Below are 16,342 nucleotides of genomic sequence, written 5' to 3'. Positions count from 1 at the left end.
CGGCCCAATACCTGTTGTCGGAGAACTTACTTTTGGTCAAGAAATTCCAGCACAGCGTTTCGGTATGCCGGAATAATAAAGGTTGCCGCGTGGGGCGTATCTGTCTGCAGGAATTCTTTCGGCTCAGCTGCGGCCTCATAGAGGGCCTGGCCATGATGGAAGGGAATGATGCCGTCGCGGACACTGTGGATGATCATCACGGGTACGGGACTGATGTTGGCAATCAGGTCTATGCCTTCGTATTCATCTGGAATTGTCCAGCTCAGAGGAGCCTGAAGCGGCCAGGTGAGCCAGAAGCTGTCCAGTTTTTCCCGGGCTATGCCGCGGAAGCCGGAGAAGGTTCCGTCGAGTATGACGCCGGTGAGTTCCGGCGTTTCACCCCTTTTTTCCCATTCGCTGGCGAGAGCCAGACCCAGGGCCCCGCCAAGGCTTTGGCCAAGGAGGAATACTGGCGTGTCTTGTGTATCGGGTTCACTGACCAGCCAGCGCAGTCCGGTCTCAGCGTCGTGAAGGGCGCCTTCGATGTCCGGGGCGCCAGAGGATTCGCCATAGCCCCTGTAGTCAATAGTGAAGACGTTGTAGCCTTCAGAGGGTAGCCAGGCGACGTTAAGCAGGTGGCTGCTGATGTTCTGGGCGTTGCCGTGGAGGAAATAGACGGTTCCCAACGCTTCGCTTTCAGCCGGTAGCCACCAGCCGTGCAGGGTTTCTCCGTCTGCGGTGTCCAGATAGACGTTTTCATATTCCAGATTGAGGCGGTCTGGCGTTATGTAAGTGGTTTTGTCGGGGTAGAAAAACAGGCTGCTGCACCCGCTTTGCAACAAAACAGTGGCAGCGAGGAACAGGGTCAGTAAGCCACTTTTGACCCCGGGCATTTTCAGAAGTAAGCGTGGAGTCCTGTTTGCCATGTACTCTGGTACCTGTCGTAGTGATCTTCCCGGGTGAATTCTGCAAACAGGCTGAACTCCCGACCTATATGCCAGTTGGCTTTCAAGTACACCTGATCTTGCCGGTGCTGGCTGCTCACGATCCAGGCTTTGGTTTTGGCTCCGGCAACCAGACTGAAATGGTTGTTCTGGTGCAGAAGCCCGATGTCAGCGCCGGGCGCGGCATCGTAGCCACGGCGCAGGTCGTCATCGATTTCGAGATCTGCAGTGGCTATGGCAAAGGCCTGTGTTTGTTGGCTGAGGCGCCAGCTACCACCTGCCCCGCCTTCCAGGTATGGGGTCAGAACACGGCTTTCGCCGGTATCAGTGCGACGCCCACCAAAGCTCACCTGCCAGGACAGGGGCGAAAAGAAGGCATCCCTCGGGCTCAGGGAACGGATTTCCACGCCGGTGAGCTGTTCCAGCTGCAGTTCATCGTTGTCTGTGTAGTAGCGGGCGTCCAGACGCAGGAATTGCAGCTGGGCGCCGCTGCGATAGCCAGCGGGAGGGTCGAGAATGTCGTGGTATGCAGGCCGGAATGTCAGTTGGGTAAACTCCCGGTGGGCTATCTGCCCTGCTCCCAGACTCAGACGAAACGTATCGTGGCCCTGATCGTCGCGAACCTCGGGTTCTGGTGGCTGTTCTATTGGCGCAATCCCGTCGATTTTACTGCGTTCCCGCAGCAGACTGTGAGAGAGCGGGGCGGCTATCTCTCTCGGCCACCCATCTGCTTCGCTCTGGTAGCGCACATAGTCATAGGTGGCATCGAGCAAGTGAGCACGCTCACGAGGCGGGAGGGCTCGGACTTCCTCGCTGTCCGGCTTCACATATCCATTGGCAATGGCTGCTGCAAGCGTCTTGTTCGGTTGGGGGAGCGTCGACAGGCTGTGTGCTACGGCAGTGGCTGCCGATGCGCGATAGTGCACAGCTTCAACCAGGTTTTTGTCGATTACCCAGCGCACAGTATCGGATGGTATGGCGTGCGTGGTTACTTCACCCAGAAGATCGGTGCCCGGGCGGGCTACGTCAATTAGAGCAAGAAGGCGGTAGGCGCAGTTCTCGTCGAAAAAGTAATAGTCGAAATTACGATCCCGGATTTCCCAGGCGTGAGCCAGCATGAAGTCTACTTCCTGCTGGTTCAGGTTTAGTTTGTATTCCCATAGATCCCGGTGCTCAATATCAGAGTAGAGCCGGATTTTTTCATAATAAGGCTGAACAGTGGTTATACCGGGATAGCCTCCGAAAATTCCACGGTAGGCGAACAGCAGTTCGCTGTCATGGGCAGCAGCGTCGGCGGCATAGGAAATTGTGTTGGCGAGCAAGAGGTTTGTCTGTTCATCTTCCTGTGGCGGGTCCAGCCGGAGAAAGGTATGGCCGAACATTGATGAGGGGCTGTTCAGGTACGAGGCTGCAAACACCAGAGTAACGCTTTCGGTGTTAAGCGTTTCAGTCCATTCCTCATATTCAGGGCACTCCGGGGCTTCTGCCGGCATATCGAGTTGCTTGCGAAGCCAGCTGTCCCTCGCAGGGAAGCGACACCGTGCGTGACTATCGCCATCTCCCGGTTGTTGTATTGCCTCAAGGGTGGCCTCAAGCTCGGCTTTTGGAGAAGTTTTGCCGTTTTCGCTCAGAAAAAAATCAGCATCATCGGCCTGGCTGGTATAGCCGGCACCAAACTGGTCCGGCTGGTAGTGAACCAGTGTGAGCCAGGCGGGGTCGAGGTGTAGTGGAGTTTCGGCGACTTGTGTCTGAGCCTGCAGAGGTAAGCTGGTGATGAGCCAAAGCACAGCTGGCCCAATGCGAAGCGAGTTGCCCATGGGTAATGCGGGTTCCGTTAGAGGTGATGAAACGGGGAAGTGCGCCATCCTTGGCGCCCTGGCATCCCTGCACTTCAGTTATCAGGCCGCTACGTATTTGCTCAGCGACTCATTTTGTTCCAGCAGAGCGACAATTGCGTCGACTGCTTCACCAGCGGTGGTGTCGGAGCTTGGGAATACAGTTGCGAAGTTATCCTGCAGAACCTGGCGGAAAGCGCCACGGTCAGCTTCTTCTACACCCAGAAGAATGGCCAGGGTTTCCAGGTTTTCACCGTTGCCGCGTGACATGTCACGGGCTACTTTATCGATGTTGCTGTCCATGTACATAGCCATGGATTGCACAGATTCGTTGGTCTGGCAGCCCAGGGTGCCAGTAGTCATGCCGAATGTCTGGTTGCCGAATGTACCGTTGGTTGTTGCAGCCAGCACGTGGGGAGCAACGCCGGATTGTCCTTTCCAGATCATGGCGCCAACGCCGCAGCCAGGTTGAGCAAAGGCCATGGAAGAAGCGCCCAGAAGAATTGCACCTGCGATCAGTTTTTTCATTATCCACTCCTAGATTTATGTTTTAGCTGTTGTCGCAAAATTCACATAACCAACTCGGATGCTGAATATGTGGGAACGGCCCTGACGTATTCCTGTAAACAGGTATAAAGACCGCTGCCTTGAGTATAGTGCAGATTTGCCGGCGACAAGTCTATATTTACGTTACCATTTGATTTTAAGTAATTATTTTGCTTTTTTCGGGTAAAAAGAGTAGCTGATAAGGGCACAAAAAAACCGGAGGAACTCCGGTTTTTTTAATCTGTCTGGTAGGTCTATCCGCCCAGATATGCATTCTGCACATCGGGATTTGCGAGCAGGTTTTTGCCTGTGTCGTGCAGACGGATTTTTCCGGTTTCCAGAACATAGCCCCTGTCGGCCAGATTCAGCGCCTGATGGGCGTTCTGCTCAACCAGAAATACGGTGATGCCTTCGTCCCGCAGATGGCTGATGATCTCGAATATCTGTTTGATAACAAGTGGGGCCAGCCCCAGTGATGGTTCATCCAGAATAATCATGCTTGGCCTGCTCATCAGGGCCCGGCCAATGGCCAGCATTTGCTGCTCTCCGCCAGACATGGTTCCTGCGCGCTGGTGCTCACGTTCCTGCAGGCGCGGAAACAGCTCATATACATGATCCAGGCTTTTGCGGATTTCGGATTTGGTGTTGAAGAAACCGCCCATGTGCAGGTTTTCTTCAACGGTAAGGCCGGAGAATATCCTTCGGCCTTCCGGCACTATGGCAAGCCCGGAGCGCATGATGCGTGCGGTGGGTTCTCTGGTGATATCCCGGCCTTCCAGGATTATGCGCCCGGAACTGGCTTGCGGAGTCCCGCATACGGTCATCAGCAGAGTGGTTTTTCCGGCACCGTTAGCGCCGATCAGTGAAACGATTTCACCCCGGTTCACCTCAACAGAAACTCCGTGAAGGGCTTCAATTTTTCCGTAATGGGTGTGGACGTCTTCCAGTACAAGCATGCTCATATTCAGGCCTCACCCAGGTAAGCTTTGATCACGTCGTCGTTCTGGCGGATTTCTTCCGGAGTGCCACTGGCCAGGGGGCATCCCTGGTTGATGACGTTGATCCGGTCGGAGATATCCATGACCAGGCTCATATCGTGCTCAATCAACACGACAGAAACGTTGTAATCCTCTTTCAGACTCACGATAAGTTGATTGAGTTCTTTGGTTTCCGCAGGGTTGAGGCCGGCTGCCGGCTCGTCCAGCATCAGGAGTTTCGGTTCTGTGACCATGCAGCGCGCTATTTCAAGCCGTCGCTGTTGACCATATGCAAGGTTGCCGGCATCCCTGTTGGCAAGGTCCAGGAGGCCTACACGCTCAAGCCAGTACGCGGCCCGGTCAAGGGCTTTCTGTTCCCGCCGTTTGTAATCGGGAGTGCCGAACAGCCCGGCAAGCATGTTGGTATTCAGGTGGCGGTGCTGGGCTACCAGCAGGTTTTCCACCACGGACATCTGAGTGAACAGGCGAACATGCTGGAAGGTTCTTACCATTCCCAGCCGGGAAATTTTATAATCGGGTTTGCCCTGGACCTCTTTGCCTTCGAAAATGATCTTGCCACCGCTGGGTTTGTAAAAACCGCTCATACAGTTGAATACGGTGGTTTTTCCGGCTCCGTTAGGGCCAATAATGGAAACAATTTCCCGTTCCTGAATGTCCAGCGAAACGCCATCTACCGCCAGCAGGCCGCCAAAGCGCATGGACAGATTCTGTACTTCAAGCATCGTCTGTCACTCCTGCCTGTTCAGTTTGATATGAATGCGGCGCATGGGTAGCAGGCCCTGTGGTCGCCATATCATCATAAGGACCATGGCAGCGCCAAAAATCAGCATTCGATATTCGGAGAACTCCCGTGCCAGCTCCGGCAGAATGGTCACTGCGATAGCTGCGAGGATGACGCCAAGCTGCGAGCCCATGCCACCGAGAACCACAATCGCAAGGATTATTGCAGACTCAAGAAAGACAAAGGATTCGGGGCTGATGAAACCTTGCTTGGAGGCAAATACAGTGCCCGCAAAGCCCGCAAAAAAAGCGCCAATAGTAAAGGCGGAAAGTTTGACAGCAGTGCGGCTCAGGCCCAGCGAGCGGGCGGCAATTTCGTCTTCACGCAAGGCTTCCCATGCGCGGCCTACAGGCATGCGCATAAACCGGCGAATGATCAGCGCGGTAATAACCGCCAGCACCAGTGCGATCAGGTACAGGAAGATGACTTTGTGTTCGCCGCTATAGGCGATGCCAAAGGTTTCATGGAAGGATGTATTGCCTTCTTCTTTTACACGCCGGCCAAACTCCATACCAAACAGTGTCGGTTCGGGAATGCCTCCTATGCCGTTGGGTCCACCGGTCAGCGTTGTCCAGTTATTGAGCAGGATACGGATAATTTCCCCGAAACCGAGGGTGACAATCGCCAGGTAATCCCCGCGTAGTCGCAATACCGGAAAACCCAGCATCAACCCGAACAGGGCGGCAAGCAAAGCGCCGATTGGCAATGCCATCCAGAACGAGATGCCAGTATATTGCGACAGCAGGGCAAAGGTGTAGGCGCCAACTGCGTAGAAGGCCACGTATCCGAGGTCCAGCAGGCCGGCAAGGCCGACAACAACATTAAGGCCAAGTGCCAGCATGATGTAGATCAGAACCAGCGTGGCGAGATCTACAGAGCCTCTGGACACAACAAATGGCCAGAATAATGCAAGCACAACTATGCCTGTCAGTATCCAGGATTCGAGCTTTGCTTTTTTGGCTTGCTCCATGGGCTCCCGGCCTGCGAGAGGATTGAGCCTGGGTAGCTTGCCGAGGAGTCCCGTGAAGGAGTCACGGTATGCCTGGAAAACAAAAACTGCCACCGCCGCCAGAACAACCGCAATGACCGTTGAGGTTTCTGCTCCGGTGAGCGTGACGCTGATGCCTTTGGCCTCAAGGTTAAAGCCGAGGATAGGAAACGAGATTATCAGCGTGACAATCGCGCAGAAGAGGGCGTGTCTGTAATTTTTAGCAGCCATCAGATCTTCTCAACCTCCGGTTTGCCAAGCAGGCCCGTTGGTTTGAACAGCAGAATAAGGATCAGCAAGCCGAAGGAGACAACGTCTTTGTATTCACCGCTCAGGTAGCCGGAAGTCATGCTTTCGGAAACGCCGAGAATCAGCCCGCCGAGCATGGCGCCGGGAATGCTGCCAATGCCTCCGAGCACCGCGGCGGTGAAGGCCTTGAGTCCCGCAATAAAACCGAACAATGGATCGACCGACCCGTAATACATGCCCAGTAACAGGCCGGCAACCGCTGCCAGTGCGGCGCCTATTACGAAGGTTGCGGATATGATTCGGTTAGTATCAATGCCCAGCAGACTGGCCATGCCAAGGTCTTGTGAAACGGCCCGGCAGGCACGGCCGGTACGGGAGCGGGAGATAAATAGCGACAGGGCGGTCATGCAGATCAGCGTCGTTATGAAAATAGTGATCTGCATGTAAGACAGCGACATTTCGAACGCGCCGTCAGCGCTAAAGTTAAACCCGCCCTCAATAAGTGCCGGGAAGCCGACGTTACGGGAACCCTGGGCAAGATGAACGTAGTTCTGCAGGAAGATGGACATGCCGATGGCAGAGATCAGCGGGATCAGGCGGTGACGGCCGCGTACCGGTCGGTAGGCTACCCGTTCTACAGCCCATCCCATGGAACTGGAAACGATCATGGCGCAGAGAAGTGCAACGATCAGGATCAGGGGAAGCCAGGCGAGGCCGAGGGCAGTGAGGCCCGTAATGGCGATAAGCGCGGTGTAGGCGCCAATCATATAAATTTCACCATGGGCAAAGTTGATCATGCCGATGATGCCGTAAACCATCGTGTAACCGATGGCGATCAGGGCATAGGCGCTTCCGATCGTCAGCCCGTTAATGAGCTGTTGAGAGAAATACAGCAGATCTTGCATTGTTGTTTGACTCCGGAGGCCTGCTCCCTTCCCTGCAACACAGAAGACACGGGATAACCGGGCCATAAGTGAAGCAGGATCATAAGGAGCCTAGAAAAACACCCTCTCCCGGATCGCGGTGAGAAGGTGCTCTCTTGTATTACCGTTAGTTAACGATTCGGCTTAGTTTACCGGAGTTTTGCTGCCATCTGAATGCCATTCGTACACAACAAACTCAAATGACTTCATATCGCCGGCTTTATCGTATTGCACAGTGCCGATCGGTGTTTCAAAGCTGCCGCTGCGAAGTGCTGCTGCAACATCGAAGGGGTCTTTGGAACCGGCAGCTTCGATGCCTTCAGCAACCAGTTGAACGGCGGCATAAGAAGTCAGTACGAATGGGCCTGAGGGATCTTCACCCTTGGCTTCAAAGGCTTTTACCAGGTCCTGGTTTTCTGCTTTTTCGTCAAAGCTTGGTGGCAGAGTTACCAGAAGCCCTTCAGCAGCCTCACCTGCAATGGTGTTAATGTCCTTGTTGCCAACGCCTTCAGGGCCCATAAAGATGGCGTCCAGATCCGCCTGTCGTGCCTGACGCAGGATCAGCCCCAGCTCCGGGTGGTAGCCGCCGAAATAAACATAGTCCACATCAGCCTGTTTGAGTTTGGTTATCAGGGATGAGAAGTCTTTGTCGCCTGCGGTAATACCTTCAAACATGGCAATTTCGATACCTTTGTCTTTCAGGGTATCGCGTACTGCTGTTGCAATGCCTTCACCGTATTGTTGCTTGTCGTGAACGATTGCCACCCGCTCCGGGTTCTGTTTGGCTATGTGGTTGCCGGCAACCGGGCCTTGCATGCTGTCAAGGCCAATAGTGCGGAACACCAGTTCATAACCACGCTCGGTGATTTCCGGGCTGGTTGATGCAGGTGTGATCATGAGAATGCCTTCGTCCTCATAGATGTCCGAGGCAGGCTGGGTGGAACTGGAGCACAGATGGCCGATCACATAGCTGACGCCATCGTTAACCAGGCGGTTTGCAACAGTGACCGCTTGCTTGGGGTCACACACGTCATCGTATTCTACTGCGACGAGCTTCTCGCCCATAACGCCGCCTTTGGCGTTGATCTGTTCAATGGCCATGCGCGCGCCGGAGAACTGCATGTCGCCATACTGGGCGACGGGGCCTGTCATTGGGCCTGCGATGCCGATCTGAATATCCGCAGCTGCGTGGCCGGCGCCCATCAGGGCAACGGAAGTGCTAACAGCGGTAACGAGCTTTTTGAGTGAAGTTGTCATTTGTATCTGTCCTGTCAGGTTCAGGGATATTCTTAATGTTCTCAGAAATCTAAACAAACACTACACATCCTGCCTTGTCAAGTTAGCCCCGGGCTTCTTTTATTATTTAACAACCAGTGGCTCAGGCTTTGGCATCATGGGGATGATATGGGAAAGTGCAGTTTGCGGGAAACTGCTACTTGCATTTGAGGGGGGCAAGACCTCTAATGGTTAGTGGTGTAAACAAAATATTGAAAGGCTTCAGTGGAGCAAGTAACACAGTGCATAATTATGACCATGTTCTGGTAGCGCTCAGGCGTGTTATCCGGGCAACGGATCTTCATTCCAAGCGCCTAAGCAAGAATGCCGGTCTCACCGGCCCGCAGCTGTTGATCATGCGGACAATCCGGGATATGGGTGAGGTTACCATAGGGACTATCGCCGACAAGGTGAGTCTCAGTCAGGCGACGGTTACGACCATTCTTGATCGCCTGGAACACCGCCAGCTGGTTTACCGTGTCCGTAGCACGCAGGACAAGCGTAAAGTGCACGCACACCTGACAGAGGATGGTGCGGATATACTCTCCCGGGCACCCAGTCCCCTGCAGGAAGATTTCATCAAGAAGTTTCAGAGCCTTCATGAATGGGAGCAGAATATGATTCTCGCTTCGCTACAGAGGGTTGCCAACATGATGGATGCCGACGACATTGATGCGTCACCGGTATTGGATGTTGGCCCGGTCCTGAAAGATGATGGCTGGAAAGAAAAGGAAAAGGCCTGAGCCTTTTCCTTATTCTTCTGAACTCAGTGAACTGACGAGCCCTTTCGGGGCTTGCTGCCAAAGCACACCTGGAAGACATCATTGTAATTCCGGGCAAAATTGACAGTCAGCCCTTCCCTGAGATAATCCGGCAGCTCTTCATAATCCCCGCGGTTTGCCTCTGGCAGGATCAGGTTGCTGATTTTCTGGCGGCGTGCGGCAATAACTTTCTCGCGAATACCGCCAACAGGAAGCACCTGGCCGGTGAGAGTCAGCTCCCCTGTCATCGCTGTATTTTGCTGAGGGGCTTCTCTGCGGGCAATAGAGAGCAAAGCCGTTGCCATGGTGACGCCGGCGCTGGGGCCGTCCTTGGGTGTTGCACCTTCGGGTACATGGAGGTGAACGAAGGACTTATCGAAAAATCCCGGGTCACCTTTGAACCGCTTCAGGTTTGAGCTGACGTAGCTGTACGCAATTTCTGCCGATTCCCGCATTACATCACCGAGCTGACCGGTCAGTTTGAAGCCGCGTTGACTGCTGTGTATCCGTGCGGCTTCAATGCTCAGGGTTGCGCCTCCCATGGCGGTCCAGGCCAGGCCAGTAACTACGCCGACACCTTTGAGAGACTTTTCTTTCCGGAATGCAGGCTGTCCCAGATATTCCTGCAGGTCGGATACGCTCACTTTTACCGGCTCATCCGGGGATTCCAGTAGTTTTACTATGCCTTTGCGCATAACCTTGTGCAGTAGTTTTTCCAGATTCCGGACGCCCGCTTCACGGGCATAGCCTTCGATTATCTGACGGATGGCAGCATCGGTTATGTTGAATTGTTTTTTCAGTAGCCCGGCCCGTTTCAGCAGGCGTGGGAGCAGGTGATGCTTGGCGATGGCCAGCTTTTCCTCGCTGATATAGCCTGACAAGCGGATCACATCCATCCGGTCCAGAAGCGGCCGCGGAATAGTGTCGAGCTGATTTGCCGTGCAGATAAACAGTACCTTGGACAGGTCCATGCGGACATCAAGGTAGTGATCCAGAAATTCCCTGTTCTGTTCCGGGTCCAGAGTCTCCAGAAGCGCGGAAGCCGGGTCTCCCTGATAGGAAGTACCAATTTTGTCGATCTCGTCGAGCATAATAACCGGATTGGCTACTTTGGTATCTTTCAGGGCCTGTACAAACTTGCCGGGCATGGCACCGATATAGGTTCGCCGGTGGCCTTTGATTTCGGCCTCATCTCTCATGCCTCCAACGCTGAAGCGATAGAACTTACGCCCCAGAGCACTTGCAACAGAATGGCCAATTGAAGTTTTACCTACACCCGGAGGGCCAACGAGAAGCAGAATTGATCCACTGATTTCGCCTTTGAATGTACCCTCTGCCAGGAACTCGATAATCCGGTCTTTCACATCATCAAGGCCATCGTGATCACGATCGAGTATGCTGCGGCCTTCTGTCAGATCAAAGCGATCTTCCGAGTGTTGTCCCCATGGCACCTGGGTCAGCCAGTCCAGGTAGTTACGGGTAACGCCATATTCCGGCGAACCCTGCTCAAGGATCTGCAGTTTGTTCAATTCCTCTTCAAAGCGCTCCTGCACGGCCTCGGGCGGGTTCAGCTCCGCCATTCTGGCTTCAAAGCGTTCTGCATCTGCCGTTTTATCGTCTTTCGACATGCCCAGCTCGCGCTGGATGACCTTCAGCTGTTCTTTCAGGAAGAAATCTCGCTGATGCTTCTGCACCTTTTCGTTCACTTCTTCGCTGATCTCGGATTGCAGGCGCGCCACTTCCAGTTCTTTGCGCATCAGCAGAAGCACTTTTTCCATGCGTCTCAGCAGAGGCAGGGTATCCAGGATGTCCTGCAGTTCGCTGCCCGGGGCGCTGGTCATGGATGCGCCGAAGTCTGTCAGCGGAGAGCTGTCTTCCGGGCCAAAGCGTGAAAGGTACTGCTTTACTTCCTCGCCGTAGAGCGGGTTGGTGCGCAATAACTCTTTGATGGCACTGATGATCGCCAGGGTATAAGCCTTGGTTTCGTCTGCATCTTCTTCAGGCTCTTGCGGATACTCAACTTCCACCAGATACGGTGGCTTGCGGCGGAGCCACTGAACGATGCGGAAACGCTGCAGCCCCTGGGCGATAAACTGAAGGTTCCCGTCTTTGTTTTGCGCGTGATGCACTCGCACGGCGCAGCCAACCGGTGCCAGCTCGCTGCTTTCGGGGATATCCTGCCCCGATTGATGATCATCGACAAAGCAGATGCCCAGCATCTTGTGGTCGGTTTCACCTACGCGCTTGAGTGTCTCCTGCCATGGATTCTGGTTAACCATGACCGGTTGGACTTGTGCAGGAAAAAACGGCCGGTTAGAAACTGGCAGTACATATATCCGTTTGGGCAGAGAATGCTGTGGCAAGGCCAGGGCTTTGCTGTGTTCGTTCTTGCCTATGTATTCGGTAACGTCTTCCTCGAATTCTTCCAGCGAGTCGTTTTCGTTGTCGTGATTCATGCGGTAACTATTTCCCGGTAGAAGGAGTGTCTTATCTCTAATTAGAGCCAAAAGTCATATTTTCAAGCATGGGTGCCACGAATACCCTGATCCGGCACTCTTGAATTCCGGGGTAGAGCGCCCCATCTCTACGCATTAATCAAATGAACATTTCAGGTGCCCGACATGAGCAGCTCTCCCTATATATTCGAAGCCACTATGGAAAATTTTCAGCAGGAAGTTATGGATGCATCTGCGTCTGTGCCCGTTCTTGTGGATGTATGGGCCGAGTGGTGCGCGCCCTGCAAGCAGCTTATGCCCCTGCTGGAGAAACTGGCGAATGAGTATCAGGGTGCATTCCGGCTGGCCAAGGTAAATGCAGATGAGCAGGAGCAACTGACTGCCAGCCTCGGTGTGCGAAACCTGCCGACAGTGATCCTGGTGAAAGATGGACAGGCCGTTGACGGTTTTAACGGAGCGCTGCCAGAGAGTGAAGTTCGCAAGGTTCTCGAGAAATACGTGGAATTGCCTGAAGAACCTCCTTATGAGAAAGCTCACCGTATCTGGGAAGAAGGCGATATCGGCGGAGCGATGGAAATTCTTTCTGAACTGAACAAAGAAGATCCTGAGAATCTTAAGGTGTTGATTGACCTTGCCCAGCTGAAAGCGGAAACGGGTGATATTGAAACTGCCGAGCAGGTTCTCGAAAGTCTGCCGCCAGAAGAAAAGTTGCAGCACCAGGCAAAGCAGCTGGCTGCGAGAATAAAATTTCTGAAACAGTCCGCCGAGCTTCCGCCGGTGAAAGATCTGGAAATGGCGCTGGAGCAGGATCCGAAAGATCCCAATGCCCTGCATTTGCTGGCGCTTCACAATGTCCTGCAAGAGAAAAATGCAGAGGCGATGGAATTGCTTATTCGCCTGATGCAGGTAGACAGCAAATATAAGGATGAAATAGCCAAAACGACATTGGTTGAGTTGTTTGAGAAGTTGGGTAGCGGTAACCCGGATGTGCGCACATATCGTCGTAAGCTCTATACGTTGATGCATTGAGCTTATCGATCCTGGCGGACTATCTTTAACCAGATAGTCTGTCATCCTGTCTAAAATCCAGAATATACCCCCTGGCACTACACATTAGCCAAAAGTCTTCTATAGTTTGATTCTATAAAAAACAGGCAAAGCGCCATTTTATACGTCAAGCGAGCAGGAGAACCAATGGAGTGTCGGTTGCCTTATGGGGTGTTGGATCCTCAGAATGTTCTATCCAATGAGCCTGAGCTTATTCAGTGCTTATACGAGTCGTTGCAGCACAAGGCAGGCTTCCATGATTTTCTGGCGATGCTGGCTGAAGCTGTCAACGGCTGTGCGGCCCAGCTCTCCTTTATCCGGAAGTCCCCGGTAGTTATCGAACATATCTGGCATGCCGGGTTATCGGATGAGTTTGTAGACTGGTATCTGGATAACAATATGATCGCACACGATGCGGTAACCAATTATGCCATTACCCAGCAGCCCGGGGTGTTCAGCTCGGCTTTGTCGGTAGTGGGTGATACCTCCCTGGGTGATAACTACGACCGGTGGGAGACAGACCAGAGCATGCTTGATTCTGCATGGCTGGTAGTGGATGCCTCAGACACACACATCATTCTTCTTACTGTGCAGCGCACTGTTGTTCAAGGGCCTTATTTCCCTGAAGAGCTTGAAGCTATGAGCCGCCTTGTGCCATTCATACGGCAAGCGGTTGGCCTGGCAAGCTCGTTTCATCAGCGCCCGGATACTGAACAGTCGCTTTCCGCAATAGTGGAGCTGATTCCTGATGCCGCCTTTGTTCTGAATAACCGGGGTATGTTGGTGCTTGCTAACCAGCGTGGAAGCCAGCTGCAGGAGCAAAACTCCTGTTTTTTTATTCGTGATCAGCGCTTGTGCTTTCAGTCGGATGTAACCCAGAAGGCGTTTTTCCGGACCCTTACGCACGCCTCAACGGCGGCGATTAAAGGTGGGGCCAGTCGCCCGGAAACATTGATTATTAACCGAGAGGCAGCACCGCCGCTGGTCATGACGATCCGGCCGCTTGAGTATAACGAATTACTTACAGGTGGAGTGCTGATAACGATAGTCGATTCAACTTCGCGAGTGCTTCCAGACGCTGCTGTGATTTCAGAGTATTTTTCCCTGGCGCCTTCGGAGGCTCAGGTTTGTGAGGACCTCGTTGCGGGGTTGAGTCTGAAAGAGATTGCAGAGAAACGGCATAAAAGCGAAGCAACGGTTCGGAGTTATCTGAAGCAGATCTTTTATAAAACCGGGCAGTCACGTCAGGGCCAGCTGATCAGTACGATTCTTTCAGCATTATTAAGATAGAGAAGGGTAAGGGGCCGGGGGTGTGATTGCAGAGGTACAGGGCGCACCGCAGAGGGTGTGCCCTGTATCAGTTTTGTCAGTTACCGGTTTTTACCAGGACAACCAGCCCCAGTTCATCCGGATCGCTGCTTGCAGTTTCCGTGTAGCTCAGCGTAAAGACGCCGAGAGTCGCGTTTTCGTTGAAGAAGCCCTCCATAGTGGTTGTGCCTCCGTCCTCTCCCGAAATCGTCAGTGTGCTTACTCCAGAGCCGCCCAGGCTAACATCCACTTCGACGGATTCGGCGGTTTCGGTAGAAACGGCAATCTCGCCTCCCAGGCCGGTTTTTTGAACTTCGAAAAATGCGCCGTCAATAGTGCCGCTGGTTTCCGATGCCATCGTCAGGAAGGTGTTGAACTTGCTTGAAGTCATCAACAGTTCCTCACCAGCGTCCAGCTTCATGGACATCAGCAGCATGCGGTATTTGTTGTTGGTAACCGTCGGGGCAGTTGCAGGCAGTTTTACCAGTAGTGTTTTGTTGGTTTCAGCTTCTTGCTGATTGGTGCCGTCGGCTTCGGCGAATACCAAGAGGTCAAAGGTGTCGTTAATGAAGCCGTCAGATGGCTCGCCACCGGCTGAGGTGATGTCGCCATCAGCGGTGATAACCATAGGCTGGCTTGTCTCGGCAGTCTCTGTGATGGGGGTGTAAGAGGCTCCCCCTGACGCCAGGCTGATCAGGTGGCCTTCGACGGCGCCGTAATCGTAATTCCCTGCACCATCAAAGGTTAGTGTATTGATTTCAGTTTGAACCTCAATGGTGCCGCTTGTTACCCAGGACTCCAGAAATACCCGACCGAATTTGCCTGTCAGGTCGCTATTGGTGAATGCGGTGGGTTGCCGACTGAAAACTTCCAGTGAGCGGAAGGCTTCGTCGCCCTCTTTGGCCTGAGGGTCGATGGCGTCTTTGATACCATCATTGTTGGTATCTATGGTTGCATACCTGACAGCACCTTCGTTTGACACCATGAAAAATATACCGGTGTCAGCCACGCGTTGCAGATTGTAGGTATGGGCGGGATATCGCCAGCCGTAGTCATCGTCAATGTCTTCTTCAAACTCGCCTGTAATCGACAGAATGCCGCTGGTGGTCAGCGTTGCGGGAAGCACTTCGTTAAAGTTTTCTGTTTCTGATTCATAATAAACACTGCTTTGATTCAGCGCGGAACCGGAGAGACTGCCGTAAAAACTGTCTTCCTTGGTATGAGTTATGGAAACGCTGCCATTGCCACTATCTGCAAACGTGAATGTGCCGGCCCAGATGTCGGTGGCATAGGTACCGACATTGTCGTTGTCGCCATCATGCAGTGCGAAGGAAAAGGCGGAGCTACGGTAGTCTCCTGCAATGCCTGCAGCGTCGCCGCTTGAGGAAGCTGCAACAGCTACTTCGCTTTCAACAAAATCTCCGATCTGGTCTTCCAGGACGGAAAACGCAGCATCCAGATTCGCGGCACCGGATAGTGTGATATCAAATTCTTCCACCCGGCCCGAAAGTTTGACGACATCGGATACAACCAGCTGGTCCAGAGCGGCGCCCTGGCTAATGAACTTTTGCAGTACAAACTCTGAAACGGGTGAAATGTCAGCGTCCTGCTCTACTACCTGGGCGCGCAGGGCACTGTTGTTCTGGCCCGTGATTCTGACAATCAGGTTGCCTGCGAGGTTGACGTCTTCAGGAAGTGTGAGGGTGTAGTCACCAGTAATTGACGTAGCCGTTGTCGCCAATACATCGCCTACCTGGTTGCCGTTATTGTCGACCCGGATCAGTTCAACTGTTGCGCCTTCGATCGGCTCAAGCCCGGTAACGGCAGCCGAAAGTGAAGGCACGAAAAAGTTGAGGGCCAGTTCGAATGCATTCTGCTCCTCATAGTATGCAACTGTGCCCGCTGGTGCCGAGGCGGTGCCTGAAATCTCCAGTGAGCCGGTTTGGCTGTTGGTTGCCGAGCTGCTACTGCCTGACGATCCGCCACAACCAGCAACCAGCAATGATGAGGATAGTGCCCCTGCGATAGCTATGTGTTTTATTTTAATCACCGAAAACTCCTTATGAACTGCCAATGATGGTGCCAAAAACGTTAGCATGAGTTCTTTTTTGCGCATGCCCCCATATAAGGGGGGGTGGGATTGCGGTGCCTGAAGGGGGATGTGTGTAAAAAACACGCAAACCCGCGGAGGGCCTGGCTTTGGCCTGTCTTGGTGGGTGAGTCGCCGACATATAAAGAAACACAATTTTACT

At 53.4% G+C, this 16,342-nt stretch carries 13 protein-coding genes; 3 read left to right on the top strand and 10 right to left on the bottom strand.

Annotated features, from left to right (window positions below; genetic code table 11):
• Positions 1 to 26 precede the first annotated feature (26 nt).
• The 8 genes from DS878_RS12050 to DS878_RS12015 form a co-directional block, all read right to left on the bottom strand.
• Entirely contained in the window at positions 27 to 905 is an 879-nt protein-coding gene (locus DS878_RS12050) for an alpha/beta hydrolase (protein ID WP_113816182.1), read from the bottom strand.
• The gene (locus DS878_RS12045; RefSeq protein WP_113816181.1) at positions 875 to 2,740 is read right to left on the bottom strand and encodes a DUF4105 domain-containing protein; all 1,866 of its coding nucleotides are present in this window, start codon (positions 2,738 to 2,740) and stop codon (positions 875 to 877) included. Before DS878_RS12045 ends, DS878_RS12050 begins: the two co-directional genes overlap by 31 nt.
• Before the next feature lie 81 nt (positions 2,741 to 2,821).
• Entirely contained in the window at positions 2,822 to 3,286 is a 465-nt protein-coding gene (locus DS878_RS12040; protein WP_113816180.1) for a DUF3015 domain-containing protein, read from the bottom strand.
• A 272-nt stretch (positions 3,287 to 3,558) separates the two neighbouring features.
• Positions 3,559 to 4,260, bottom strand: a complete 702-nt coding sequence (locus DS878_RS12035) for an ABC transporter ATP-binding protein (protein ID WP_113816691.1) — start codon at positions 4,258 to 4,260, stop codon at positions 3,559 to 3,561.
• Between the two features lie 8 nt (positions 4,261 to 4,268).
• Positions 4,269 to 5,024, bottom strand: a complete 756-nt coding sequence (gene livG, locus DS878_RS12030) for a high-affinity branched-chain amino acid ABC transporter ATP-binding protein LivG (protein ID WP_113816179.1) — start codon at positions 5,022 to 5,024, stop codon at positions 4,269 to 4,271.
• Between the two features lie 6 nt (positions 5,025 to 5,030).
• Entirely contained in the window at positions 5,031 to 6,302 is a 1,272-nt protein-coding gene (locus DS878_RS12025; RefSeq protein ID WP_113816178.1) for a high-affinity branched-chain amino acid ABC transporter permease LivM, read from the bottom strand.
• Positions 6,302 to 7,225 (bottom strand): high-affinity branched-chain amino acid ABC transporter permease LivH, encoded by a 924-nt coding sequence (gene livH, locus DS878_RS12020; RefSeq protein WP_113816177.1) that lies wholly within the window; start codon positions 7,223 to 7,225, stop codon positions 6,302 to 6,304. Before livH ends, DS878_RS12025 begins: the two co-directional genes overlap by 1 nt.
• Before the next feature lie 162 nt (positions 7,226 to 7,387).
• Positions 7,388 to 8,500 carry a branched-chain amino acid ABC transporter substrate-binding protein gene (locus DS878_RS12015; protein ID WP_113816176.1) on the bottom strand — a complete coding sequence of 371 codons (1,113 nt, stop codon included), beginning with the start codon at positions 8,498 to 8,500 and terminating at the stop codon, positions 7,388 to 7,390.
• 260 nt (positions 8,501 to 8,760) lie between these two features.
• On the opposite strand from DS878_RS12015, the gene DS878_RS12010 reads away from it, so the two are divergent.
• Complete coding sequence (locus DS878_RS12010; RefSeq protein ID WP_113816690.1) at positions 8,761 to 9,261, top strand: MarR family winged helix-turn-helix transcriptional regulator; 501 nt, start codon at positions 8,761 to 8,763, stop codon at positions 9,259 to 9,261.
• Positions 9,262 to 9,284: 23 nt separating this feature from the next.
• Here DS878_RS12010 and lon read toward each other — a convergent pair whose 3' ends face one another.
• Positions 9,285 to 11,735, bottom strand: coding sequence for an endopeptidase La (lon, locus tag DS878_RS12005; RefSeq protein WP_113816175.1), 2,451 nt, complete (start codon positions 11,733 to 11,735; stop codon positions 9,285 to 9,287).
• Between the two features lie 165 nt (positions 11,736 to 11,900).
• Here lon and DS878_RS12000 point away from each other — a divergent pair, with 165 nt between their 5' ends.
• Both DS878_RS12000 and DS878_RS11995 read left to right on the top strand, forming a co-directional pair.
• On the top strand, positions 11,901 to 12,764 hold the full coding sequence (locus DS878_RS12000; protein WP_113816174.1) for a thioredoxin family protein: 864 nt from the start codon (positions 11,901 to 11,903) through the stop codon (positions 12,762 to 12,764).
• Between the two features lie 165 nt (positions 12,765 to 12,929).
• A complete protein-coding gene (locus DS878_RS11995; protein ID WP_113816173.1) occupies positions 12,930 to 14,072 on the top strand; it encodes a helix-turn-helix transcriptional regulator in 1,143 nt (380 codons plus the stop codon).
• Between the two features lie 76 nt (positions 14,073 to 14,148).
• Here the strand turns inward: DS878_RS11995 and DS878_RS11990 are convergent, their stop codons facing one another.
• On the bottom strand, positions 14,149 to 16,140 hold the full coding sequence (locus tag DS878_RS11990) for a hypothetical protein (RefSeq protein ID WP_113816689.1): 1,992 nt from the start codon (positions 16,138 to 16,140) through the stop codon (positions 14,149 to 14,151).
• Positions 16,141 to 16,342: the final 202 nt, after the last annotated feature.

Origin of the sequence: Marinobacter sp. F3R11 (genome assembly GCF_003318275.1) — a bacterium.
In the GTDB taxonomy this organism is placed as follows: Bacteria; Pseudomonadota; Gammaproteobacteria; order Pseudomonadales; family Oleiphilaceae; genus Marinobacter.
This window is presented reverse-complemented; position numbering and strand designations above follow the sequence as displayed.